The 25,380-nt window shown below is 68.0% G+C and carries 21 protein-coding genes; 8 read left to right on the forward strand and 13 right to left on the reverse strand.

The genetic code is table 11. The features are described 5' to 3' along the window. Positions 1-118: 118 nt before the first annotated feature. The 3 genes from ND747_RS10355 (at position 119) to ND747_RS10365 (ending at position 4,247) form a co-directional block, all read left to right on the forward strand. Positions 119-1,663: a serine/threonine-protein kinase gene (locus tag ND747_RS10355; RefSeq protein ID WP_251733290.1), complete on the forward strand. Its 1,545-nt coding sequence runs from the start codon at positions 119-121 to the stop codon at positions 1,661-1,663. A 316-nt stretch (positions 1,664-1,979) separates the two neighbouring features. Then, the gene (locus tag ND747_RS10360; protein ID WP_251733291.1) at positions 1,980-3,344 is read left to right on the forward strand and encodes an HNH endonuclease signature motif containing protein; all 1,365 of its coding nucleotides are present in this window, start codon (positions 1,980-1,982) and stop codon (positions 3,342-3,344) included. Between the two features lie 291 nt (positions 3,345-3,635). After that, entirely contained in the window at positions 3,636-4,247 is a 612-nt protein-coding gene (locus tag ND747_RS10365; RefSeq protein ID WP_251733292.1) for a hypothetical protein, read from the forward strand. Here ND747_RS10365 and ND747_RS30045 read toward each other — a convergent pair. From ND747_RS30045 to nifJ, 3 genes are all read right to left on the reverse strand, one after another. Further along, positions 4,174-4,641: an aminotransferase class I/II-fold pyridoxal phosphate-dependent enzyme gene (locus ND747_RS30045; protein ID WP_374216200.1), complete on the reverse strand. Its 468-nt coding sequence runs from the start codon at positions 4,639-4,641 to the stop codon at positions 4,174-4,176. The genes ND747_RS10365 and ND747_RS30045 overlap by 74 nt on opposite strands. A gap of 45 nt (positions 4,642-4,686) precedes the next feature. After that, complete coding sequence (locus ND747_RS10370; protein ID WP_374216201.1) at positions 4,687-5,304, reverse strand: heme-binding beta-barrel domain-containing protein; 618 nt, start codon at positions 5,302-5,304, stop codon at positions 4,687-4,689. 110 nt (positions 5,305-5,414) lie between these two features. Beyond that, positions 5,415-8,951: a pyruvate:ferredoxin (flavodoxin) oxidoreductase gene (gene nifJ / locus ND747_RS10375; RefSeq protein ID WP_285900304.1), complete on the reverse strand. Its 3,537-nt coding sequence runs from the start codon at positions 8,949-8,951 to the stop codon at positions 5,415-5,417. 235 nt (positions 8,952-9,186) lie between these two features. Here nifJ and ND747_RS10380 point away from each other — a divergent pair, with 235 nt between their 5' ends. Together ND747_RS10380 and ND747_RS10385 are read left to right on the forward strand one after the other, a co-directional pair. Beyond that, entirely contained in the window at positions 9,187-11,337 is a 2,151-nt protein-coding gene (locus ND747_RS10380; protein WP_251733295.1) for an NAD(+) synthase, read from the forward strand. A 222-nt stretch (positions 11,338-11,559) separates the two neighbouring features. Further along, positions 11,560-12,555 carry a hypothetical protein gene (locus tag ND747_RS10385; RefSeq protein WP_251733296.1) on the forward strand — a complete coding sequence of 332 codons (996 nt, stop codon included), beginning with the start codon at positions 11,560-11,562 and terminating at the stop codon, positions 12,553-12,555. 113 nt (positions 12,556-12,668) lie between these two features. On the opposite strand, the gene ND747_RS10390 is transcribed toward ND747_RS10385, so the two are convergent. Beyond that, entirely contained in the window at positions 12,669-13,205 is a 537-nt protein-coding gene (locus tag ND747_RS10390) for a DUF4232 domain-containing protein (RefSeq protein WP_251733297.1), read from the reverse strand. Positions 13,206-13,420: 215 nt separating this feature from the next. Here ND747_RS10390 and ND747_RS10395 point away from each other — a divergent pair, with 215 nt between their 5' ends. Both ND747_RS10395 and ND747_RS10400 read left to right on the forward strand, forming a co-directional pair. After that, positions 13,421-15,040: a TerD family protein gene (locus ND747_RS10395; RefSeq protein ID WP_251733298.1), complete on the forward strand. Its 1,620-nt coding sequence runs from the start codon at positions 13,421-13,423 to the stop codon at positions 15,038-15,040. 80 nt (positions 15,041-15,120) lie between these two features. Beyond that, complete coding sequence (locus ND747_RS10400) at positions 15,121-15,450, forward strand: DUF4286 family protein (protein WP_251733299.1); 330 nt, start codon at positions 15,121-15,123, stop codon at positions 15,448-15,450. A gap of 294 nt (positions 15,451-15,744) precedes the next feature. Here the strand turns inward: ND747_RS10400 and ND747_RS10405 are convergent, their stop codons facing one another. The 3 genes from ND747_RS10405 to ND747_RS10415 form a co-directional block, all read right to left on the reverse strand. After that, a complete protein-coding gene (locus ND747_RS10405; RefSeq protein ID WP_251733300.1) occupies positions 15,745-17,211 on the reverse strand; it encodes an HNH endonuclease signature motif containing protein in 1,467 nt (488 codons plus the stop codon). 379 nt (positions 17,212-17,590) lie between these two features. Beyond that, a complete protein-coding gene (locus ND747_RS10410; RefSeq protein WP_251733301.1) occupies positions 17,591-18,373 on the reverse strand; it encodes an ABC transporter permease in 783 nt (260 codons plus the stop codon). After that, positions 18,370-19,482: an ATP-binding cassette domain-containing protein gene (locus ND747_RS10415; RefSeq protein ID WP_251733302.1), complete on the reverse strand. Its 1,113-nt coding sequence runs from the start codon at positions 19,480-19,482 to the stop codon at positions 18,370-18,372. The genes ND747_RS10410 and ND747_RS10415 overlap by 4 nt, the downstream gene beginning before the upstream one ends. 54 nt (positions 19,483-19,536) lie before the next feature. Between ND747_RS10415 and ND747_RS10420 the strand changes: the two genes are divergently transcribed. Continuing rightward, positions 19,537-20,397: a TetR/AcrR family transcriptional regulator gene (locus tag ND747_RS10420; RefSeq protein ID WP_251733303.1), complete on the forward strand. Its 861-nt coding sequence runs from the start codon at positions 19,537-19,539 to the stop codon at positions 20,395-20,397. On the opposite strand, the gene ND747_RS10425 is transcribed toward ND747_RS10420, so the two are convergent. The 6 genes from ND747_RS10425 to ND747_RS10445 all read right to left on the reverse strand — a co-directional run bounded on the left by ND747_RS10425 (position 20,386) and on the right by ND747_RS10445 (position 25,027). Beyond that, positions 20,386-20,736: a hypothetical protein gene (locus ND747_RS10425; protein ID WP_251733304.1), complete on the reverse strand. Its 351-nt coding sequence runs from the start codon at positions 20,734-20,736 to the stop codon at positions 20,386-20,388. The genes ND747_RS10420 and ND747_RS10425 overlap by 12 nt on opposite strands. After that, on the reverse strand, positions 20,712-21,110 hold the full coding sequence (locus ND747_RS10430) for a hypothetical protein (RefSeq protein ID WP_251733305.1): 399 nt from the start codon (positions 21,108-21,110) through the stop codon (positions 20,712-20,714). Before ND747_RS10430 ends, ND747_RS10425 begins: the two co-directional genes overlap by 25 nt. Before the next feature lie 682 nt (positions 21,111-21,792). Further along, entirely contained in the window at positions 21,793-22,437 is a 645-nt protein-coding gene (locus tag ND747_RS10435) for a WD40 repeat domain-containing protein (RefSeq protein WP_251733306.1), read from the reverse strand. Beyond that, entirely contained in the window at positions 22,422-22,721 is a 300-nt protein-coding gene (locus ND747_RS30050; RefSeq protein WP_374216202.1) for a helix-turn-helix domain-containing protein, read from the reverse strand. Before ND747_RS30050 ends, ND747_RS10435 begins: the two co-directional genes overlap by 16 nt. A 109-nt stretch (positions 22,722-22,830) precedes the next feature. Beyond that, a complete protein-coding gene (locus ND747_RS10440; protein WP_251733307.1) occupies positions 22,831-23,853 on the reverse strand; it encodes a WD40 repeat domain-containing protein in 1,023 nt (340 codons plus the stop codon). A gap of 175 nt (positions 23,854-24,028) precedes the next feature. Beyond that, positions 24,029-25,027, reverse strand: coding sequence for a WD40 repeat domain-containing protein (locus ND747_RS10445; protein WP_251733308.1), 999 nt, complete (start codon positions 25,025-25,027; stop codon positions 24,029-24,031). Positions 25,028-25,380: the final 353 nt, after the last annotated feature.

Below are 25,380 nucleotides of genomic sequence, written 5' to 3' on the forward strand. Positions count from 1 at the left end.
CCACCCGGTGGCCCTCTGTACTAGTCTGCGGCAGACCCTCCCGTCACCCCTGCGGCCTGTGCCCTGAGGCCCCGTCTCGCACGGAGCATGATGACCGTCGAACGTCGTCCGGCCGGGTATGCGGGATCTTGAGCCGGGTGATCCGCCCGTGGTCGGTCCGTACACGCTGCGGGCCCGGCTCGGCGAGGGTGGCATGGGCCGGGTCTTCCTCGCGCACTCCACCTCCGGGCGGCTGACCGCGGTCAAGCTGATCCGCCCCGAGCTCGCCGCGGACGACGTCTTTCGCGACCGCTTCCGCCGGGAGGTCGCCGCGGCACGGAGGGTCTCCGGCGCGTTCACCGCACCCGTCGTGGACGCCGACCCGGATGGCCCCACCCCATGGCTGGCCACCCAGTACGTGTCCGGGCCGTCGTTACACGAGGCCGTCGCACAGGCCGGCCCGTTCTCGGCCCGGGTGCTGCGCCGTCTCGGCGCCGGCCTGCTCGAGGCACTCATCGACGTCCATCGCGCCGGCCTGGTCCACCGCGATCTCAAACCGAGCAACGTCCTGCTCGCAACGGACGGCCCCCGCCTGATCGACTTCGGCATTGCCCGCGCCGCCGACCACACCGAGCTCACCCGCTCCGGAGACATCGTCGGAACGGCCGCCTACATGTCGCCCGAGCAGGCCAGCGGCGAGCCTGCCGGCCCCGCAAGCGATGTGTTCGCCTTCGGCGCCGTGCTGGCCTTCGCCGCGACCGCCCGCAGCCCGTTCGGCCGTGGCGCCCCCGCGAGCGTCCTGTACCGCGTCGTACACGCCGAGCCGGACCTGACCGGTGTCCCCGCCGACCTGCGCGGCTTCGTCCAGTCCTGCCTGGCGAAGGACCCCGGCGACCGCCCCGCCCCCGACGCCCTGCTCGGCTGGCTCGCCGGCGACGTCCCCCTCTCCGGCCCCAGCTGGCCCGAAGGCGTCACCCGCCTACTCGACCAACGCGCCGCCGAGCTCAACGCCCATCCCACTCCACCGCCACCGTCAGCCCCGCCACCGTCAGCCCCGCCACCGTCAGCCCCGCCGGCACGGCCGGTGCCCCAAGCTGCCATTTTCCCCGGCCGCTGGCAGATGTTCCTGGCCGTTGGCCTGATCCTCACCGTGGGCAGCGTCGGTTTGGCCGCCTGGGCGATGTCAGCGATTGCCACGGCCACCTCCGACGCCGTGCACCAGGCCCGCCAGGGCGGTGTCGTCGATCGGCAGGCGATCGGCAACCAGATCGTCGGGGCGACCATCGTCCTGATCGGCTGCTTGTTTGCCATGCCCATGGCCTGGTGGCGGCTGCGGTACGGCGTTCGCCGCCCGGCGCTGTCGATCAGCCCGCACGGCATCCATGCGGAGGTCGGCGGCCATCAGGTCGACCTCGGCTGGCGCCACATCGCCCGCGCAGACGTGATCCCACTCGGCCGCCGTCGGGTACTTGCGGTGTGGCCGACCACTCCCGGCACCACCTGGGCGTTGCAGGGCCGCCGAGCCCGTCGACGCCCCCGCGGCCGTTACCGCTGCTTCTGGCGTCACCACACCCTCGGCTGCGACGTGATCATGGATGTCGATCTGCTGGCCGGCGATCCCGCCTTCGACATCTCCGCCGCACTGAGCTCCATCCCGCCGCCAGCGCAGCCCTACCGCCGATAGCGCTGCCAGCCCAGGACCAGCCGGCCGGACGGTTCCGCGGAACCGTTCCACTCACCATCCGTGCCCAGTTGTCACTCAACGCCCGACTGTCACCCAACAGAGCTGTCACCCAACGGTCGGGCCGGCCTCACTGGCCAGCCGGACCCGATTGCACATAGCAGGCTCTCGGCGCCCCAAAAGACCATGGGCCCGAGCACAGATCCAGTCGAAAATATGTTCGAAAAAATTCGCTCAGGCGATCGAAAAACCGGCCCGCCCGTGAGACACTGGACCTGCCAGCAACCACCCGATCCTCACCCCTGAGCCGGTGACGACCATGACGCATACCCCCAGCTCCACGGCCACTTTCCCCACGTCCGACTTCGATCCCGACCTCGCCCCGCTGGACGAGGTCGTACAGACGCTCCGCCGCTGGTCCGTCCGCCTCGCTGCCGCCACCCACACCTGGCTGACCACCATCGCGGCGTTCGACCGCCGCAACGGCTGGGATGGTCTCGGTGTCCGTTCCTGCGCCCATTGGCTTGCCCTGCACTGCAGTCTGGATCTGCGCACCGCCCGCGAGCAGCTCGCCACCGCTCATGCCCTGACGCGCCTGCCCGCCGTCAACGCTGCGGCTGCTGCCGGGCAACTGTCCTACTCCAAGCTGCGCGCCATCGCCCGCGTCGCCACCCCGGCAAACGAAGCTGCGTGGCTGCAGCATGCCTTCAAGAACACCGCCAGCCGCCTCGAGCGCCTTGTCTCCCGCCACCGTCAGCAGACTGCCGACCCCGCAAAACTCCGTGACGCCCGCGCCCTTTCCCTCGAACCCACCCGCGACGGCAATATCCGCCTCACCGCCACGCTCTCCCCCGACGACGCTGCCGTGCTTGTCACCGCCATCAACGCGGCCCTGCGCAGTCTCGGCACCGATGAGGAGGAGGCCCCAGCCGGGCCCCCCACCGACGGCGAACTCGTTCACGCGCCCCGCATGCGAGCTCGTGACGCCGATGCCCTCATCGCTCTCGCCGAGGCGTTCCTCCATCACGACGCCCCCGCCCTGCAGGACTCCCCGCACACCCTCACGATCCACTTCACAGCCCCCGGCAGGGGCACCGCAGAGTCCCGCCAGGAGGATCCCCCCACAACACCGGATGACGATGAGGTGCGGGAAGAGGGTGTGCGGGAGGAGGAGCAGGGCAGCGCGCGCAGCCGGTTTCCCGCCGCAACCGCTGCCGTCCTCGGCTGGGGCATCGGTCTACCCCCTGCCATGGTCAGCCGCCTCGGCTGCGACAGCATGATCCGTGCGCTGGTCAGCGACCTCCACGACAATCCGCTGCACCTCGGCCGACGCCATCGGCTGCCCACTCGCCGCCTTCGTGACGCCGTCTACATCCGCGATCAGGGAATCTGTCAGTTTCCCTCCTGCGAGCACACTCGGTGGCTGCACATCCATCACTGCAACGAGTGGCACGCCGACCACGGCGAAACCAATGTCGAGTCTCTCCTGCTCGTCTGCGGCGCCCACCATCGCGCCATCCACGACCTTGGCCTCGTCGTCCACCGTCACCACGACGGCACCATCACCGTCCGCGCCGCCAATGGGCAGAGCCTGCGCAGCGACCCCCCAAGCAGCCCGTCTGCCCCCACCTTCACCGACCTCGATGCCCTCATCCTCCACAACGACGCGGACGATCGACCGTGAGAGGGACGGAGCGCGACCGGGCGACTCTTGCAGAACCGGCCCGGACCGGTGATCAGCACGACGCTGCCGTGGCCCTGCTCGGCGTCGTGCAGCCAAGTGCGCAGCGCGGCGAGTTCCGACTGCCGGCCGGCGAAGGGACGTTCCGCGTTCGGCACGGCTCCATCATCGTCCCCGACGGTTCCGCGGAACCGCCTCAGTGGCGGAAACCAGTGGCGGCACTGAGGTTCGCGACGGCGAACGGCGGCATCGTCGAGGCCGTCACCATCCGAACCGAATCACCGGGAGATTTCGATGGACATCATCGTGCATCCGATCATCGGCGCGTCGCCGCCGCACAACGACGACTGGGTCGACGCGGTGCTCGCCACCGTCGAAGGTGGCGCCGGAGCGCTGGTCAGCCGGGCGATGGGCATGCCCAGCCGCGAGACCGGCGTGCCTGCCCTGCTCATCACCGTCTGGGAGAACAGCGGCGCCGGCAGCACCGCGCTCGTCGAGGTCAGGGACGGGTTGCGGATCGAGGCCGGGTTGCGTTATCAGGTCACCGCCGGCGGACGCGGGCTGGAGGTGGCCGGGCCGGCGCGGTATGTGCAGAGCACCGAGTTCGATGGTCCGCACGACCGGGCCTGGGTGGACGCGTTCACCGACAGCGGTCGGCGGCGTATCTGGCCGGCGATGCAGGCGGTGCCGGGTCTGGTGGCCTGCCTGACGGCGGTTGCCGCGGACGGAACAGCGCTCGCACTTGTGCTCGCCGAAAGTGTCGAGTCCCTTGAGGAGGCTCTGCGCCGCACCATGGCCACGGACCTGCTGCCCGACGAGGACCCCGTCATCCTCACCGGGCCCGACCATGTCGACACCCACCGCCTGCGGCATGCAGACCTACCTGCCAGCCTGTTCGGTGGCTGACGCTGGCATCAGGAGGACCTTGAGCAGCTCGTCCCGCGCCCGTGGTCTGAACAGGCAGGAAGTTCGCGTCGCTCGGGAAGATCCGGGTCACCATCGCGGACGCGGCGAGGTGACGGTGCAGCCGCTCGCGTTCGGCCCGGATCTGAGCGATGGTGGCCCGGCCGTAGGCAACCCCCTGCGGTGACATCGCAGGTGTGACCGCGCGGATGGCGGACACCGACAGCGAGTAGGGCGCCATGATTCGGCCGAGGATGCCGATCACCTCAGGGTGAGCGACGGTGATGCCCATTCGTTCACCGGCCAGGCTGAACTCCTTTGTACCCGTCCGCCGGCCGCGCAGCTCATGCGGTTCTCGCGGGCTGCGGGTGCGGCCGAGCGGGTGTGCCCCGGTCACCGAGTAGGCGACCGGGGCACGATGGCGCAGGGGCGTCGGCGCTGCTCAGGCGTCGGCGGCGCGGCGCAGAACGTTACGGTCGGTGTGGATGACGGGCTCGGCGACGCGGCCGTGGGTGATGACGGTCTTCTCGTCATAGCCCCAGCCGCCGTCCGGATAAAGGGTGATCGCCACCTCGTAGAGAGTGGTGTTCGCCGCCTTGATCAGGTACGGGTTGGACAGGATGCCGTAGCTGGTGGAGCCCTGCTCGGCGCGCATCGTGTAACTGGTGGCGTCGACGGTGGCCTCGCCGCCGGCGATCAGGGTCTGGCCGCGGGGGACCATGAACGAGCGCATCACGTGGCCGAGTTCGGCGTCCCACAGCCAGTAGCCGACCTCGGTGTGGAAGGGGTTCTCCTCCTCGACGGCGGTGCGCCAGGCGGCCATCCGGTAGTCGAGGCCGTAGAGGTGCTGGCTGCCGTTGTCGACGGGGCCAAACGGCTTGAGAGTGACCTTCTCCCGGTACGGGGTCGTGATCATCGAGCCTTCGACGTTACCGAAGGCGATGTCGATGCCCTGGTCGCCTTCCCATTCGCCGGCCAGGGCGGCAAGCGGGCCCCACTCGGAACCAACCTGGTTGGTCAACGCCGGATCCTCCTCATGACTGGATGGTGGTCGATTCATAGGTACTACACCGAGATGTCGTGCAGGTGATCGGCGGCAACCTCGCACCGGTGCCGGCGGCAGATGCCCTCCGCCGCCGGCACCGGTGCGGCCCCGCCACGGCGGATGGGTCAGTCCGGCGTGGCGGGCGTGCGGGGAGCGGCAGCCTCACGCTCGTAGACAGCCCAGCGTTCGCGGATGTCGTGCTGGGCCTGTTCCTCGAGCTGGGCGGCCGCGTCGGGGGCCGCCGCGGCGAGCCGGGTGAACCGGGTCTCGGTGGCGGCGAACTCGGCGAAGCTCAGCGACGGCTTGCGCGAGTCCAGCGAGAAGGGGATCTCCTCGCGGGGGTCGACCCGGTAGAGCGGCCAGTAGCCGGACTTCACCGCGGCCTTCTGGTGGTTCAGGCCGTCGGTCATGTCGATGCCGTGGGCGATGCAGTGCGAGTAGGCGACGATCAGCGACGGGCCGTCCCAGCTCGCGGCCTCGTTGAAGGCGCGCACGGTGTGCTTGTCGTTGGAACCGAGGGCCACCTGGGCGACGTACACGTCGCCGTAGGCGGCGGCGAGCAGACCGAGGTCCTTCTTGCGGGTGCGCTTGCCGCCACCGGCGAACTTCGCGACGGCGCCGCGGGGCGTCGACTTGGACGCCTGGCCGCCGGTGTTCGAGTACACCTCGGTGTCGAGCACGAGGACGTTGATGTTGCGTCCGGAGGCGAGCACGTGGTCGAGGCCGCCGAAGCCGATGTCGTAGGCCCAGCCGTCACCGCCGACGATCCACACGGCCTTCTCGACGAGGTCGTCGACGAGGGCGTCGAGGCGGCGGTCGTGCTCGGGGTGGGCGGCCAGGCGTCGGCGCAGCTCGGCGACCCGGGTGCGCTGGTGGGCGATGCCGGTGTCGGTGCGCTGGTCGGCGGCGAGCAGCTCGTCCACCAGGCTGTCGCCGACGAGCGGGGCGGCGATGCGCAGCAGGCGGCGGGCCTCGCGGGCGCGGGCGTCCAGGGCCAGGCGCATGCCGAGGCCGAACTCGGCGTTGTCCTCGAACAGCGAGTTCGCCCAGGCGGGGCCGCGTCCGGCGGCGTCGGCCGTCCACGGGGTGGTCGGCAGGTTTCCGCCGAAGATCGACGAGCAGCCGGTGGCGTTGGCGACCAGGATGCGGTCGCCGAACAGCTGGCTCATCAGTTTGAGGTACGGCGACTCGCCGCAGCCCGAGCAGGCGCCGGAGAACTCGAACAGCGGCTGGCGCAGCTGCGAGCCGCGGACGTCGTCGCCGGGGACCAGCGTCGGGTCGAAGGCGGGCAGGGTCTCCAGGAACGCCCAGCCGGCGCGCTCCTCGGCCAGGCGCGGGGCGGCGTCGACCATGTCGAGCGCGCGGTGCTCGGAGTCGTTCTTGTCGACCGCGGGGCAGACCTTGGCGCACAGGCTGCAGCCGGTGCAGTCGTCCGGGGAGACCTGGACGGTGACCTGCAGGCCGGCGAGGTCCTTCTCCCGCGGGGTGCGGGTCTTGAAGGTGTCGGGGGCGTCGGCGAGCAGCGCCGGGTCGAACGCGGACATCCGGATCGCGGCGTGCGGGCAGACCAGCGCGCACTTGCCGCAGTTGATGCACAGGTCCGCGTCCCAGATCGGCAGCTCGTGGGCGATGCCGCGCTTTTCGTAGCGGGCGGTGCCGACGGGGAACGTGCCGTCGACGGGCAGGGCGCTGACCGGCAGCAGCTCACCCTCGCCGGCCATGATCCGGGCGGTGACCTCCTTGACGAACACCGGGGCGTCCGGGGCGAGGACCCGGACGGCGGCGACGCTGCCGAGGCTGCGGCCGGCCAGCGTCACCTCGGCCAGGGCGCCCAGGGAGGCGTCGACGGCGGCGTAGTTGCGGGCCAGCACCTTCTCGCCGCGCTTGCCCTGGGCGATGCGGATCGCGTCCTTGACCGCGGCGACGGCCTGCTCGCCGGGCAGCAGGCCGGACAGGCTCAGGTAGCAGGTCTGCAGGACGGGGCTGACGATGCCGGGCAGGCCCGCCTCGCGGGAGACCCGGTCGGCGTCGACGACGAACAGCCGGGCCCGCCCCTCGAGCAGGTGGCGCTGCGCGTTGGCCGGCAGGTGCTCCCACACCTCGTCCGGCCCGTACGGGCTGTTGATCAGGACGGTGGCGCCGGGGGCGGCCACGGCCAGGACGTCGACCCGCTCCAGCAGCGAGAACTGGTGGCAGCCGACGTACTCGGCGTCGCGGATGAGCCAGGGGGCGTCGACCGGGCGCGGCGACAGCCGCAGGTGCGACACCGTCATCGAGCCGGACTTCTTCGAGTCGAACACGAAGTAGGCCTGGCTGTGCAGGTCGGTGTGGTTCGCGACGATGTTGGCACTGGCCCGGGTCGCGCCGACCGTGCCGTCGCTGCCCAGGCCGTAGAACACCGCCCGGCGGACGTCGTCGGCCTCGGCGAACTCGGCGGCGCTGGTCCCGTCGACGGGCAGGGACAGGTTGGTGAGGTCGTCGGTGATGCCGACGGTGAGTTCCCGGCGCGGGCGGGCGGCGGCGAGCTCGGTGAACACGGCCGCGGCCATCGCCGGGGTGAACTCCTTGGACGCCAGTCCATAGCGGCAGCCGATCACCCGGGGCATGCTCTCGGGGCGTTCGGCGAGGGCGGCGAGCACGTCCAGGCGCAGCGGTTCGCCGGCGGCGCCGGGTTCCTTGGTGCGGTCGAGCACGGCGATGGTGCGCACGGTGGCGGGCAGGCAGGCCAGGAACGCGTCGGTGTCGAACGGGCGGTAGAGGCGGACCTGCACGAAGCCGACCTTCTCGCCGCGGGCGATCAGGCGGACCACCGCGTCGCGCACGGCGGTGCGCCCGGAGCCCATGATCACGATGATCCGCTCGGCCTCGGGGTGGCCGTGGTACTCGAAGATGCGGTAGCGGCGGCCGGTCTTCTCGGCGAACTGGTCCATCGCGCGCTGCACGATGGCGGGAACGGCGCTGTAGTAGGCGTTGGCGGCCTCGCGGGCCTGGAAGAACGTGTCCGGGTCCTGGGTGGTGCCGCGGATGACCGGGTGGTCCGGCGACAGCGCCCGGGTGCGGTGCGCCTCGACCTGGTCGGCGTCGAGCAGCGAGCCCAGCGTGGCGTCGTCGAGCTCGTCCACCTCGTTGAGCTCATGGGACGTGCGGAAGCCGTCGAAGAAGTGCAGGAACGGGATACGGGAGGCGAGCGTCGCGGCGTGGGACACGGCGGCGAGGTCGTGGGCCTCCTGCGGGGAGGCCGAGCTCAGCATGGCGAAGCCGGTCGTGCGGGCGGCCATCACGTCGCTGTGGTCACCGAAGATGGACAGCGCGTGGGTGGCGATGGTGCGGGCGGCGACGTGCAGGACCATCGGCGTCAGCTCGCCGGCGATCTTGAACATGTTCGGCAGCATCAGCAGGAGTCCCTGCGAGGCGGTGAACGTCGTCGACAGGGCGCCGGCCTGCAGCGCCCCGTGCACGGCGCCGGCGGCGCCACCCTCACTCTGCAGCTGCACGACCTCCGGTACCGCGCCCCACAGGTTCGCCATACCCTTGGCCGCCCAGGCGTCGGCGAGTTCCCCCATCGCCGACGCCGGGGTGATCGGGTAGATGGCGATCACCTCACTTGCCCGATAGGCCACCGATGTGGCGGCCTCGTTCCCATCGATCGTCTTCTGACCCATGCGTTCCAGGGTCGGCCGCCAACACGGTGGCGAGAGGGGGACTTCCGTCCCCTCGACTTGGCCTGAATGTCCCGTTATGTCACATCTGTCGACCCGGACGCGCCCAGATGCGCCCCGGACCACTGTGGCGCCGATGCCCGATGGGCTGTCGTTCCAGCCCTATAGAAAATGGTCAAATCACCCGAATTGGCGGACGTCCGGGTGATGGCCGACCGGGTGACCGCACCGATGGTGGATGGTGGAGGCAGCGGCACGGGAAAGAGGCAGCGGCACGGGCAGCGGCAGGGGGCAGCGGGTGCGGGAGTTCGGGGCGATCCATCGGCATGGGCTGGTGCGGGTGGCGGCGGGGACGCCGGTGGTGGCGGTCGCGGATCCGGCGCGTAACGCCGCGGCGACGATCGCGCTGGCGCGTCAGGCCGACGCGGACGGGGTGGACGTCGTCGTCTACCCGGAGCTCGGGCTGTCGTCGTATGCGATCGGGGACCTGCACCTGCAGGACGCGCTGCTCGGTGAGGTGGAGCGGGCCGTCGACGCCGTGTGCGCGGCCAGCGCGCAGCTTGGGCCGTTGCTGCTGGTGGGGGCGCCGCTGCGGTGCGGCGGGCGGTTGTTCAACACGGCGCTGGCGATCTCCCGGGGGCGGCTGCTCGGGGTGGTGCCGAAGGTGTACCTGCCGAACTCGCGGGAGTACTACGAGAAGCGCTGGTTCGCCTCCGGGGCCGGGCAGGAGGGAGCCGGCTCGACGATCACCGTGGCGGGGCGGACGGTGCCGTTCGGGGCAGATCTGATCTTCGCGGCGCAGGATCTTGACGATCTGGTGGTCGGGGTGGAGATCTGCGAGGACTACTGGGCGCCGGTGCCGCCGTCGTCGTATGCGGCACTCGCCGGGGCGACGCTGCTGGCGAACCTGTCGGCGTCGAACATCGTGGTCGGCAAGGCGGCGGTGCGCGCGCAGCTGTCGGCGGCGCAGTCGACGCGGGCGATGGCAGCCTACGTCTACTCGGCGGCGGGCACCGGTGAGAGCACCACGGACCTGTCCTGGGACGGGCAGGGCACCATCCACGAGCTCGGGGATCTGCTCGCCGCATCGGCGCGGTTCACCGACGGGCCGCAGCTCGTCGTCGCCGACGTGGATCTGGGCCGGGTCCGCCTGGAGCGGATGCGCACGCCGACGTTCGCCGATGCGGCCCGCTACGGCGGGGAGCCGGCGCGGCGGTATCGCACCATCGGTTTCGACCACCGGCCGCATGGACGGGACGTGGGGCTGCGCCGGCCGCAGCGGCGGTTTCCGTTCGTGCCGGACACGCCGGAGCGGCTCGATCTGGACTGTTATGAGGCGTTCAACATCCAGGTGCACGGTCTCGCGCAGCGCTTTCGTGCCGTGGGCGGTGGACGGGACGCCGTGGCCGCGGGGCACAGCCACGGGCGGATGGTGATCGGGGTGTCCGGTGGGTTGGACTCGACGCATGCGCTGATCGTGGCGGCGAAGGCGTGCGATCTGCTCGGGATTCCGCGCACGACGATTCTGGCGTACACGATGCCGGGTTTTGCCACCGGCGACATAACCAAGGCGAACGCGTGGGCGCTGATGCGGGCGCTTGGCGTCGAGGCCGCCGAGATCGACATTCGGCCGGCGGCCCGGCAGCTGCTCGCCGGCATCGGGCATCCGGCCGCGGACGGGGTGGCGCAGTACGACGTCACCTATGAGAACGTGCAGGCCGGGTTGCGCACCGACTATCTTTTCCGGCTGGCAAACCGCCACGGCGGTTTCGTGATCGGCACCGGGGATCTTTCCGAGCTGGCGCTGGGCTGGTGCACCTATGGTGTCGGCGACCAGATGAGCCATTACGCGGTGAACGCGGGGGTGCCGAAGACGCTGATCCAGTACCTCATTCGGTGGACGGTGGGTTCCGGGCAGTTCGACGAGGCGACGGGGGCACTGCTCACCGCGGTTCTCGACACCGAGATCTCCCCCGAGCTCGTCCCCGCCGACGCCGAGACCGGCGCGATGCAGAGCACCCAGGACCGGATCGGCCCATACGAGCTGCACGACTTCTTCCTGTTCCACGTCCTGCGGTACGGGCTGGCGCCGTCGAAGGTGCTGTTTTTGGCCTGGGCGGCGTGGCGGGACGCCGACGCGGCGGGCTGGCCGGCGGGTTTCCCCGCGGACGAGCGGCATTCCTATGATCTGGCCACGATCGAACGCTGGCTGCGGGAGTTCCTCGTGCGGTTCTTCGCCACGTCCCAGTTCAAGCGCTCCGCGCTGCCGGACGGACCGAAGGTGAGTTTCGGCGGCTCACTGTCGCCGCGTGGTGACTGGCGCGCGCCGTCGGATGCCAGCCCCGCCGCCTGGCTCGCCGAACTTGATCGGGGCGGTCCAGCCCACTGATCTCCTTCCCGCCGATGGTCGCCGCATTGCTATGAGCCGATAACACTCTTATGGGTACCCCCGTGCCGCGACACGGGGTTTTCCGGCCAGACCGGGATGACAGGCGCTCCTTCGGTATGTAAGAGTGCCCCCGAAAGCGGCCCGGGAACTGTCCCGTACGGACTACTCCCGCGTTTCAGGGGCGCACGTTTCAGGGGCGCACGTTTCAGGGAGGGAGGCGCAGTGAGCAGGCACCGCCAGCAGGCGACCGGACGGCACCGCCCGGTTCCCACCCAGCAGGCCCAGCAGACCCCGCGAGCCCCGCGGCGCTCCGGCCGGCATGCCCGCCTGCCCGTTCCGGCCCGCCAGCCGATGTCCGCCACACGGCGGGCCCGGCGCGATGCCACCCTGGCTACCGGTGCGATTCTCGCGCTGCTCACCGCCGTCCTGGTCACCACCAGGTTCACCCCCCAGCTCACCGCCACCGCGATGGAGACCGGGCCAGGGCCGCAGTCAGCGGGCGAGCAGTCAGCGGGCGAGGCGGCCGGTCACGCGAAGGGCATGGTCACCGACCCGACCGTCGACGGCGGCAGCGGCCAGCCTCTGCCGGGCCTGATCGCCACGACGGACCCCGGACCAATCGGCCAGATCATCGCCGTGCCCACGTCCGCGCACACCCCCCGGGCCCGCTTCGCCGCTCGCATGCACGCCAGTCCGCGTGGGACGGTGCCGGCGGTGCCGGCCCGGCCGGGCCCGGTCGCGTTTCCCGCACCCCGGCCGCCCATGGCACCGACTCTGTCCGCATCTCCTGGCGACACCCGATCACCGCAGGGCTCCGCAGCGGCACCGGCGGCACCCGTCCCGGCAGCCACCCCAGTGCCAAGCCCGACGTCCGGTAGTCCGTCGATGCCGAGTGCGCCGCCGTCCCGGCCGGCGCCGTCCGCATCGCCGCCAGCGCCGGCACCCACCCGGCCGGCGCCGACCCCCACACAGCCGACGTCCAGTGCCAAGCCGGACGGCACGCCCGCCCCCAGCTCCCCGCCGGTCACTCCCGCGACGCAGGAGCCGTCGCCGCAACCCACCGCCACACCGGACGTACCGGCTCCGACCCCTGCGCCCGATGAAACGTCGAGCTCGCCCCCGTCCCCCAGCGCCACCCCGGCCGCGTCCGACGAGCCACCACCCTCGGCCACAGCGACTCCCGCTGACAGCGCCGACTCCCCCACGCCCACCCCGTGAACGCACCATGCGCCGCGGTCGGCCAGCACGTCAGCCTGGTCGAGCAGCCTCTGGTCTCCCGCGCGGTTTCCCACGCGCCTCGCTGACCGGCCGTGCGGCGGTACGTCACGCAGTCACCCCGCAGTAAGCGCCAGCACGTAGGTGCCGGGGTGGGTAGCGCCGGACTGGTCGAGCAGCGGGCCGTCGTCCCAGGTGAGGGTGGTCGTGGTGGTGGTGTCCGGTGGAGTGACGAGGATACGGGTCGCCTCGAACGCGCCGGGGACGCCTGGCTCGGCGGGCAGATAGCGCAGGGCGGCGTGGGCGGCACTTCCTGGGGCGAGGACGATCCGGCTCGGGTTGACCAGCGGGGAGCGCTCGAGGTCCCAGCTACTGCCGGCGTCGGCGACCAGCTGTACGCCGGGATAGCCGCTGACCGCGCAGCGCCGCGACGAGCGGTTGGTGAGCACGATCTGGCGCTCTCGCTGGTCCCCTTCGAGCGTGGACACCGGGCCGAGTGACGCCGTCAGGTCGCCGGCCGCGCACCGGTTCACCGCATCGGCGCCGGTCACCGCTGCCGCCGCGGGCGTGCCGGACGACCCGCCGCAGGCGCTGAGGCTCAGCGCCATGGCCAGCGCCGTCGTGGTGACGGTCAGGTGCGCCGCTCGTCGCATCTGTGCACCCCGTTCCGCAGGCCAGGGGCCCACCGTCGATCGCCGCGCGTTGAACACCAGGACTGTGACACCAGGACTGTAAGGCTTCGCGGCACGCAGGAGCATAGAAGCGAATCTGCTTCCCGTCGGGGACGTCGGGTATTCTGCGCACCCTGCGGATCAGCTCGGCCGCGGCGATGATCGGCCGCTGGTGCAGTTTTCCACGGGGGGTGGGGATGAGCGCTGTCACGATGCTGGTCCGGGGTGCGAACACCGATCTTGCGACCGAGACGGTCCGGGCGGTCGTCAGGGCAGGCTCGCAGGTGCCGATCGACGTCTGCGCGGTGTTGTTGACCGGTGCCGGCAAGGTCCGTTCGGACGACGACTTTGTGTTCTACAACCAGCCTCGGCACCGGTCCGGCGCGGTGGACGTCGCCAACGATGCACACGGTGGCGTGGCGACGGTGCGTCTTGCGTCCGTCGAGCCCGGCATCACCACGGTGGTGCTGGCCGGGTCGGTTGATGGTGGCACGTTCGCCGGTCTCGCCGAGCTGCAGGTGGCGGTCGAGAATCCCGCAGGACGCGTTCTGGCCGGATTCCGTCCGGGAGCGATGGATCCTGTGACGACCATGGTGTTCGGCGAGTTCTACCGGCGTGGGAGCGGGTGGCGGTACCGGGCGGTCGGTCAGGGCTGGAGCAGCGGTCTGGCGGGGCTCGCCCGTAGCTATGGCATCTCCGTCGACGACACCGCGGACGAGGCTCCCCCGCCGCCGCAGCCGGCCGGGTCCGCCCGGCGGGCCGACTGGTATCCGGATCCGCGGGCGGCGGGGCTGGTTCGCTGGTGGGACGGCACGGCCTGGACGGAACACACCGGGCCTGCGCCGTCGGCCACCGTCGGCGGCTGCGAGCGATGCGGTGTCCGTCCACCGCACCGCCGCTTCGGCCCGCAGCCCGCGGTCGTCTCGCCCTGCCCGACCTGCGAGCAGCAGATCAGCCAGATCCTGGCCCGGTGGACGGTGCGGGCCGCGGACGCCATCGGGGCTGCGGGCCCGGCGCACCTGGAACCGCTCTGGGCCGAGCTGCGGTTCCATCGGATTCCGATGGCGGCCGGCCAGGCCCGGTACCGGGTGGCGGCCCTCACGCATCTGCAGCGCGTCGTCACGTTCGCCTTCGACGACGGGATCATCGAGGACAGTGAGGTGACGTTCTTCGAGGCCGAGGTGCGCCGCCTCGACGTGCACGGTTTCGAGATCGACCAGATGCGCGCGTGGCTGCGCCGCGGCCTTGAGCTTTCTCGCATCCGCGCCGGCCACCTGCCGACGGTGCGTACCACCACGCTGCATCTCGACCTCGACGAGATCGTGCATCTCGACGTCCCCGTCACCCAGATCCGCCAGCTCGCCAACGGACCGAAGCAGACCGCGGGACGGCTGGTCGCCAGCAACAGCAAGCTGCGCTTTCTCGCCCACACCGGCAGCGGCACCCAGGTCGCCTGGTCGAAGGTCGTCGAGGTGACCGCACGTGGCGACCGGGTTGCCATTTCCGCGACGACGACCAGGGGCGGTGGTGCCTACCTGGTCAGCGACGCCGAATACGTTGCCGCGGTCCTGTCCGCCGCGATGCGCGTCGCCCGCCGGCTGGTGATCGCGCCCGGTGCGCGCGACAGCCGGGCCATCCCGCAGGCGGTGAAGGCCGAGGTCTGGCAGCGCGACGGCGGTGCCTGCGTCGAGTGCCGGGCCCGCGAGTACCTGGAGTTCGACCACGTCATTCCGCACAGCCGCGGTGGGGCGTCCAGCGTGAACAACCTTCAACTGCTGTGCCGCCGCTGCAACCAGCTCAAGGGCGCCCGGATCTGACGCTGCCCGCAGCGGTGGCGTCCACGGGCGTGTCCTGGACATACTCGGCAGACCGCCGTCCGCGAGCGACTGGAGTACCCATGGCCAAGGGCATCCTGCTGGTGCAGTCGCGTCCCGTCAGCGCCGAGGCGGAGGCGGAGTACAACCGCTGGTACGACGAGGAGCACATCCCGGACGTCCTCAAGGTGCCCGGGATCGTCGCCGCCCGGCGTTTCCGCGCCCGTGACGCCGGCCCGATCACGGTGTCGGGCGGGGCACAGCCGTACGTGATCGTGTACGAGCTCGAGGCGGACGACCTCAACACCCCCATGGACGAGCTCGCCAAGCGGACCGCCGAAGGCAGCGTCACCCTCAGCGACACGATCGACCGCCCGTCGCTGACCACCGTCTACGAGCTCCTCGGCGAGTAGGTCGTCCGAGGCCAGTCGCACAGGTGACCCACGCGACTGGCCCACCGTGTTCGCACCATCGTGTTCGCACCGCTGCGCAGATGGGGCCATCGGCGTTGCGCTGGCCTGGGACGGACCAACCTGGCTGGGGTCCGTCGCCGTCTGCTGCAACCCGCACCTCGGACAGCCAGAGACGACCGGTGAGCGACACGGGCGTGACAACCCAACGATCTCCGGTGGCCGGAAGAGCTGCAGGCATCACCCAAGGCGCGGCAGGAGTACAGGACACGTAGCGTTCCACCTCTCCGGCCACAGTCATGAGCAGAGATCTGGCGGGGGCTGACTGTAAGGGTTTCGGCGGGGGCGGCGTTGCGGGTCGACCTGCGGAGGCGGAATAAAAGTGGGCCTTCGGTCGTCTTCCATGATAATTTCCCAGCGTTCCCGATGGATTCGATGATGGTGCCGACCGCAGAGGAGAACTGCATTATCGAGCGCCGTTTCTCCGCCGTCCACCCACGGCCGAATATGATGCACTTCGCACCATGAAGGTGGGCGGTCGCAGCCAGGGAAGCAACATCCGTGGTCGCGATTTACCACGGCCCGGCGGATATGCGCCGGGAATGTTCGTCGAGAACGGCCGACATCCAACGGCACGCCATGGGGGTCGAGAATGATGCGACTGACGACCGCGTCGCAGGCGAGCCGGCGCAGGACCTCGCGAGGCAGGGGAAGTTGCCAGTTGGTCAGGGCCGGCTCGGTACCGCTGCCGATCAGGGTTGCCCAGGGGACGACGACGGTGAGGTGGGGGCGGGTGCCGCCGGTGGAGGGCACGGCGTCGGCGGACAGCGCGCGGCGGACGAACTCGACAAGCGCATCGGCGCGTCGGCGGGCGGGGCTGCGTGGATCGAGAGCGCCGTCGGCGGCGGGGTGCGGGGCGGAGAGCTGGTCAAGGGCGGTGCGCAGCAGAGCAGCGCCTTCGGCATCCAGTTCCCCGTGGATGAGCATGGTGCCTTCGGCGGTGTCGGTGAAGGTGAGCCGGCGGACGTCCTGCGGATCAGCCCGCACGTCACCACTGTCACCACCAGCATTGTCCTTCTTGCCGGCGTCACCGTGCTTGCCGGTGTTGCCGTGCTTGCCGGTGTTGCCGCGACGGTTGTGAATGCCGGTGTCGCTGTCGGCGTGGGGGTCGTCACCACCGGGGGAAGGGTCCACGTAGGTAAGTTGCTCGCGGATGCTGGCACCCAGGCGGTGAAGCTGGCGGCGGTCCATCTGATTCGCATAGGCCAGCAGATGGGCTTCCGCCTTGGCGCGGGTGGCGTCATCGAGGTCGGCGGGCAGGGTACGCAGCGACTCGAGGATGGCCCGGGCGTTGTCGGGGCCGATCCGGCCTTCGGCCAGGGCCAGGCCGACAGCCTGGTAAGGGCCGTTGAGGATGTCATAGGCGAGGGCGATCTGCTTCTTCGCGTCGTCGCGGGTCAGTTGTAGCTGGTCACGCATCCAGGCGGGCAGGTCATGGGCGCCCTCGCTGGTGGCGAACCCGCGGGCGGCTGCTTCGACGAGGGTGTGGCTACGGGCGGCGATCAGTTGGGCGGCCAGAGCGTGCAGGCCGTGGAGCACATCGGCGACATCCTGGTTCGACCACTGCCAGCCCTGCGCTGCCAGCAGGTCCTCCATCGCCCCGCCGAGGACGACCAGGCACTCGTGCGCGCTACGCGAGCCATCACCACCGGCTGCGGCGCCCTCGGACACACCCGGCATGCCGAGGGTGGGAGCATCGGGCACGTTCTCGGCGGAAAACTCGCCGGGAGCAGCCGACGAGAAACCGGCCGAACAAACCGGGTTCTCGGAACCGGCGGGAACGCCACTCGTTCTTTCGGCCTGATGTGTGCCGGGCCTGGGATGGACCGGCGGCGCAGGGCCGGCTGCATCTTTCGGATCGAAAGGCATGCCCCGACCATAACCGACCCCAACCCTGCTGTCGAACGTCAGTTCGGACTAGAAGATGCATGGTCCGAAGATGACCCTGTGGACAAAATCCACCCCGGACGGGCCGAGCAACGAAGGCTGTGGATAACGGTTTTCCGCTTACATACAGGAGGTAACCTGGAATGAGGAGCCAAGCTGGTAACGGAGGTCGGCGTGCGATTTTCGCCGTGACCGGTCAGTGGGAGGTGCTGCGGCGGAACAGGCGGGTGGCGGTGAGCCAGGAGACGGCGAGGATGCCCACCGACCAGGCGATGGCGATCAGGGCCTCGTGGCCGAGGCTCGCGCCGGTGGAGGTGTGGCCCATCCACAGGCCGCGCATCGTTTCGATGATCGGGGTGAACGGCTGGTTCTGGGCGAAGCCCCGCAGCACGCTCGGCATCGTGTCCGTCGGGACGAACGCGGTGCTCACATAGGGCAGGAACATCAGCACGAAGGTGAACGAGTTCGCCGCCTCGGGGCCGCCGGCGAGCAGGCCGACCGCCGCGGCGAGCCAGGACAGCGCCAGGATGAACAGCACGATCATTCCGATCGCGCCGGCCCAGTGCCACACCGAGGTGGTCGGCCGCCAGCCGATGCCCAGGCCCACGCCGATGACCAGGGCGGTCGCCAGCAGGTTGCGGGTGAGGCTCGCCGCTACCTGGCCGAGCAGGATCGCCGACGCCCGGATCGGCATGGACCGGAACCGGTCCACGATGCCGCCGGCCATGTCGGTGGCCAGCGCCACCGCCGTCGTCCCCGCGCCGAACCCGGCGCACAGCACGATCAGGCCAGGTACCACGTAGTCGACGTACGGCCCATGGTCGCGCAGCGCACCGCCGAAGACATAGACGAACAGCATCATCAGGATGATCGGCAGCATCAGCGCCGTGAAGAACGCCTCCGGATCCCGCCACGACCGCCGCAGGCAGCGGCTGACCATGATCCGGGAGTCGACGAGGTCGTAGGTGAGGCTGCTCATCGGGCGATCTCCGATCGGGTGGCGGGACGGGGAGCCGGGGTGGTGCCGGCGGTACCGGTGAGGGCGGTGTCGGTGAGGGCGGTGTCGGTGAGGGCGAGGAAGACGTCGTCGAGGCTGGGACGGTGGGTCGACACCCGGGGTGATCCGGCGCCGGTGCTGCCGCCGGCGGCGACCAGCAGGTCGAGCAGGTCGCGCAGTCGGGCACTGGAGCCGTCCGTGGGGATGTCGATGCTGAAGGCACCGTCATCGGCGGCCTCGATCGTGAAGCCGGACCCGGCAACCACAGCACCCGCGACGGTCCGCACGCTCACGGCAGGAACGCCGAGAGCTGGCGCGAAGGCGGAGGAGGCCGGAGCGGACGGCGTCAGAGCGGCGAGGGCGGCCTGGTAGGCGCGGGCGTCGGGGAAGCGCAGGCGGACGATCTCGGTGCCGAGGCTGGACTTGAGCTCCTCGGGGGTGCCGCGGGCGACGATCCGGCCGGCGGTGAGCATGCCGACGGTGTCGGCGAGCTGGTCGGCCTCCTCGAGGTACTGGGTGGTCAGCAGGATCGTGACGTCCTGGGCGGCGAGGTGGCGCACGGTGCCCCAGAGCTGCTCGCGGCTGCGCGGGTCGAGGCCGGTGGTCGGCTCGTCCAGAAACAGCAGCTCCGGGCGGCGGATCATGCTGGCGGCGAGGTCGAGGCGACGGCGCATCCCGCCGGAGTACGTCTTCACCCGGCGGTCCTGTGCGTCGGTCAGGTCGAACTCGGCGAGCAGCTCCGCGGCGCGGGCCCGGGCGGCGCGCCGGCCCAGGTGCAGCAGGCCGGCCATCATCTCCAGGTTCTCCCGGCCGGTCAGGACGTCGTCGACCGCGGCGTACTGGCCGGTGAGGCTGATCACCCCCTTCACACCGACTGGGTCGGTCAGCAGGTCGTGCCCAGCGACGGTGGCGCGCCCGGAGTCGGGACGCACCAGCGTGGCCAGGATCCGCACCAACGTCGTCTTGCCCGCACCGTTCGGGCCGAGCAGCCCGAACACCGAGCCACGCTCGAGCGCAAGGTCGACGCCGTCGAGCACAACCTGCCCGCCGAAGGCCTTGCGGATCCCCTCCGCAACAACTGTGTATGACACACACGGCAATGTATATGACGTACACAGTAGTCGTCCAGCCGTATCCTCGCTGACGTGGACGGGACCCGTAGGCCCAGCGAGGCGGCCCCCGCGGCCCCTCAGCCGCTGCCGCCGGGAATCGACCTGCTCTGGGGACGTCGCGCCCGTGGCGGACGTGGCCCACGGCCGGGCCTGTCGGTGGACGCGATCGTCACCGCCGCCATCGAGCTTGCCGACGCCGAGGGGCTCGAGGCCGTGTCGATGGCGCGGGTCGCGAAGGCACTCGGCTTCACGACGATGTCGCTCTACCGGTACGTGGCCAGTAAGGACGAGCTGCTCACCCTGATGTGGAACGCCAGCGCCGTCGGCGTCGAGTCACTGACGTTGGACGGGGCGAGCTGGCGCGAGAAGCTACGCGCCTGGGCTCTCGTCCAACGGGAGATGATCGACCGCCACGCCTGGATCACCCAGATGCCGATGGCCGCGCCGCCGCTCGCACCCAACTCGATGACGTTCGTCGAACTCGGCCTCGCCAGCCTCGACGACACCGGACTGCCCGGCGCCGAGAAGCTCCGGATGATCGGCCTGCTCAGCTCCTACACCCTCAGCGAGGCCCGGATGGCCAACGACGCCGCCCGCGCCGCCGCAGCCGCAGCCGCAGCCGCCATGGCCGCCGCCGCGGAGACCGGTGAGACGCCGACGGCGTCACCCGGGTGGACGTTCGAGGCGCTGCTGCGCGAACTGGTGGACGAGCGGACGTATCCGCGGCTGCACGCGATCGCCTGGTCCGGCGAGATCGGCGACAACCCGAGCGGCTTCGACGAACGGGCGGAGTTTCTTCTCGGCGTCGACACCATCCTCGACGGCGTCGCCGCCCTCATCCATCGTTACCGTGGCGGTTCCGCGGACGGCTCGGAAACAGCCTCAGCGCGGTGATGCCAGCATGCTGGCATACGCCATCGCCTCACGCGTGAGTTCTCGCAGCCTGGCGAGACTTTCCGCGGTGGACAGGTCAGGCTGCCAGGAAGCGACGCTGTGCCACCCGTCGCTGCTTTTCAACGAGGGGATCGGAGCCACCATCCGCAGGCCGACCGGCGGCTCGGCCAGCCGGAACACCAGCCAGTTCGTGCCGAGCGCCACCACCGCCGCAATCCCGTCCGCCACGATCACCGGAACCCCATACACCGGCACCGCATCCCGCGGTTGCGGAGCCACGATAACCAGCTGTTCGACCAGGTCGGGGTGGGTGTTCAACCACCAGCCATCGAGGGCCATGTCACCCTTGGGGTTCGGCCGCACGCCCGCAGCCGACGGTAGGCCAGCAGGTCCTGGTTGGCCGGGACATCCAACAGCGACGCCGCCACACCACCGACCTCCACCGGTATCACCTCTCCCAGAAAGGCAGCAGCTCGGTCCTCGTCGAACCGACCAGAAATCCCGCATATAACAGCAACCACCATCACCACTGCAATCGGTGCCGCAACAGCCAGAAGCCACACAATCAGCAGGGTTCCCACAACCGCCAGAACGAGCGCGAACAGAATCACGAGCACACGCACGGGAGGACTCAGCAACAGGAGCCGGATCTGCGATGCGGTCACAGAAACCCCGACACCCCGGAGATCATCAGCTTCGAGGAGTAGAAACACCTACTCGACCAGAACATATCTGGATTGAAAAAGTGGCTCGGGATTCCGTCAACAAGTAACTCTCCTACCCTCGCCGCGCGCTCCGCGCGATGCTGCACGTCATCGACTCACTCGCCAAGCCCCAGATGCCACCGATCTCCGCTCGAACATCCCATGAGTGACATACTGGCAGCTGAATCGTCGATCGGAGGTCGTTGCGGTGGAAACCGATCCGTCGTTGCCAGGCGGGCTCGACGCGCCCTTCGATGACCTGCCGTTCATCGACGAAAATGTGGCGCGCGCGGCGGCGCCGGCCGCGGCGGCCTAGCCAGTGCTGACCCAGTCCGTCCTGCCCGCGCTCGCGCACCTGCGCAATGGCAACGCCTTTGATCCCCCGAGACTACTCGACCTTCCAGATGTTTACCGTCTGGGCATCGGACATGGCAGCAACCGCCTTCCCTGTCGGATGAAAATCCGCAGCGTGTATCGGAAACACATCATCGGTCGGTGGAGAGATGAAGATCGGTCTGCCAAGATCGGAAAGGTCCCACATCGTGACACTCGCTCTATCCCCACTGGCAACGAGAAGATCGGCCGTTGGACTGAGCACTATCGGGCTAGCGCCGAATTCGGGGCGATCAACCACACCCATCAGGACAATATCTCCCGGGTCCCGCACATTCCAAACTTTGATGGCGTTATCCTAGGAGGAGGTGACGAGTATATCCGAACTCGAGTTGAAAGAAGCCGCGAAGATCGGCGCCGAATGACATTTCATTGACCCGAGTCGCTGCGGCCTTCTGGGATCACCAACTTCATAGATGTGAATATCCCCTCCTTCGGTCGCCACGGCCAACTTGTTGCCATCAGCGTTGAAGCCACCGACCCAGAGGCGTTTTTCCTTGCCGTTGAAAACCGAAAGAATCTCCGGCTTCGATAGATCATCCAATCTCCACAGGATTCCGGTATAGCTCACATCGGTAGTCAGAAGCGTCCGCCCAACCGGAGAAAATTCCACCGATCTCACACGCGCCGAATGACCGGCGAGACGCGCCGCCAACGAAGGTCTGCGTGAACTTACGGAATCCCAGACTTCCACGACGTTGTTCAGAAACGAAGTTGTCGCACAGATAATTCCATCCGCACTGTAGGATACTTCTTCGATCGCCGCCGCACGCCGACGTCGGATCGCTCCAATGCGCTGCGGCCTACTCAGATCCGCGATGCCCCAGAACGACAGACCACCGCCCCTCCCGCCAGTGGCCAGGGCTTCTCCCCGAGGCTCGAAGGCCAGGCCGACCCTCCAGTCAGTGCCCGTCCTCAAGGCCGCGATCAGACGCTCCGACATACCTCTCCGTCCCTGAACTTTCGATGCCCCGAAGGAGACGTCACTTTCAGCGCCTCGACACCACCCTCGTTCCGAGCCTGAATCCACCCGTACACGGTGGAAACACACGCCCCGAACGCCAACGCAACGTCCCTCGGATGCATCCCTCGATTCACCGCGCTCAACGCGAACAGACGAACAGACGAACATCCTCCAGATTGCGCCGCGGATACGAGCTCCAGTTCCCTTCTCCATCGTTCGATTACCCGACGCCGATATCCATCAATCCGACACCGACCGAACAAGATTCCAGTAAATTAGTTTCTTCTTAGTAGTAGTGAAACGCCGGACGAGATTGGTCGCCGGCGCCTTCACATCCAAACTGGTCTACACGTTATCGAATATTGACCACCTTCATTGCGACTGTATTTTCCACAACGAGATTCGGTAGTCCGAATTCGCACCATGCGTGGTTGCCAGAATTCCCCCAGCGGGACTGAAAGCGGCAGAAGCCATGAATCCTGTATGTGGAAGATGAGCATCCACAGGGACGGGGGAATCACTGCGGCGAATGTCCCAGAGCACCTGATCTGGCTGGCTACCACCTGCCGCAAGAAGATGGCCGTTCGGGCTGAAAGCCACCGCGGTGACATCACTCTGCGAACGCTCGATTCCCGCCACTCGGGCTATGGATGCGGGATCAGCCACATTCCAGACTTCCGTGACTCCTGCCGTCTCCCCATTCTTTGTTACCGCCAGCATGGTTCCGTTCGAATTAAAAGATAATCCGTGCGCACCCAGGTCCGCATGAATTCCCGTAAAATTCGATACCTGTCGCGGATGGCGGGAATCAGCGACATCCCAAAGAATCACCGACTCACCCCATCCAGCCGAGGCGAGAATATGACCGTACGGGCTGAATAAAACGGTCGTTCCGACATCAAGCTCTCTGTATTTTCCTGGCTTCATATGCGCCATTCGAGTGGGCGAAGAGCTTCTTTTTATATTCCAAAGAACAATATCTCGCTCCAGAGTTGCGCTGGCCAGAAGTTCGCCGTCGAGGTCGAAAGAAAGGCTGGTCGCAAGGCCGTTCACCGCCATCTTTTTAATCCGCTCCGGGTGCAACGGATCTGCGATGTTCCACAGACTTATCCTGTTGTCATCCGTCGCGAGCGCAATCGTATCCCCTCGCTCGTTCAAGGCACCACATTCAAGACAATTCCTGCCAGCAGAGAAGGTGGCACATGGACGCGGAGTTTCCGGACTCTCAAGATCCCATAGGATGACTTTCCCATCACCGTCAGCCGCTACCAGAATCCGACCATCGGCGACGAAGGCGAGAAATTTGATCCAGTGCTGGTGAGCAGATATCTCCGTAACCGGACGAACGATGAAATTCTTACCTCTCTCCGGGTCAAGGTCGTAAGAATATTCCATTCGGTACTCCCCAAGCCTCTCGTCGAGAGCGGGCCACAAAATCTAGCAGCCGTAGTCCCAGTGGCTGGCAAGGCGCCACCGGGTCTTTTTCGGGCAAATAATGAGGCGGCCAGAAGGCCGCTGTCCGGCACTTCCTGCCCGAAGCGATCGACGCGTTGACGAAGGAGGAAGTCATCTATCTAATCGGGAAGAGCTCATCGAGGTTCCAGAGCATAAGGCGGAAATCTGGCTTCTCGGCTGCGTGGGTGCTGACAAGCAGCCTGGAGTTGGCACTGAATGACGCTCTGGTTAGAAAACCAAAATCTCCCAAACGGATATCTACCGGCACGGGGCGAGAAGGATCGCTCACGTTCCACATCGACACACCAGCATCCGGACCTTCTGCGGCGAGTAGTTTTCCTCTCGGACTGAAGGCTACGACCGAGATTGTGTCACCCGGCCGTTTAATGCTGGAAACAAGTCGAACTTTGAGAGGATCGGAAACATCCCAAAGATTCGCCACTCCCCCAGTCGAAAGAATCTCGCTTGTTCCAAGAATACTTCCGTCCGGACTGAAAGACAGAGAATAAACTCCAACATCCGCATATTCTGAAGCGAACGAAGCGATTCTCTTGGGACGCCTTGAATCGGAAACTTCCCACAAAATTACACCGCTGTCCCAGCCAGTAGTAGCGAGGAGGCTGCCATCCGGACTAAAAGCCATCGCTGCCGCCATTTCCAGGCGCATCAGCTGGCCAGCGGTTGGCGGCTCCATGGTCACAAGACGCCTGGGGGACGAATTTTCAGAGACATCCCAGATACTTATTCGATTACCCATCTCGGCAATGGCCAGCCGTTCTCCGCCATGACTGAAAGCCAATCGCATCACCGGCTCAACGGCAGGCAGGACTGCCAGTCTCTCGATCTCCGGGAGATTCGCGACATTCAAGAGAACTGTTCCTCGATTGCCGTTTTCTGCCGCAAGGACCGTTCCGGAGGGATTCAACTCAGCTGTGTATACCAACCCAGAGCAGACAGCGAGAGAGACGATCTTTCTAGGTCTATCTGGATTCTCGATGTTCCATGCAATCAGCTTGTTCTGACTACCCGTTGAGATCAAAATTCTGTTGTCGACATCGAAGCCGGCATAAGTTATTCGATAGCGATGCTTCTTAAGAATCGAGGCGGGCTTCATGATCTACTTTCGCGAAAAGCAGCCGACATCATAAGACAGCAATCGGGCAACCGGAAGGCTGGCCCCAGGTGGTCGAACTAGCCACAACCGTTCATTGGATAGCGGATTCCACACCATAGGGTTTTAGCAGTTCTCCGGCCACGCGCACCCCGATTCACTCCTTTCCATTTTGACCATTTTACGCCATTTGCATGAGCAAAGTCGAGCTCCGCTCGGAAAATTCCATCCCATACCGGAGAATGTGGGTTGCTGACCGCTATCAGAGCGTCGCCCCGCCGGAATCCGTCAAGCTGTTTGAGGCAGTGTTGTTCGAAAACTAGCTACTTGTCGGTTCCGGGTCTGGCTGCTCCTCG

This window comes from Frankia sp. R82 (assembly GCF_023716925.1).
Lineage (GTDB): Bacteria > Actinomycetota > Actinomycetes > Frankiales > Frankiaceae > Frankia.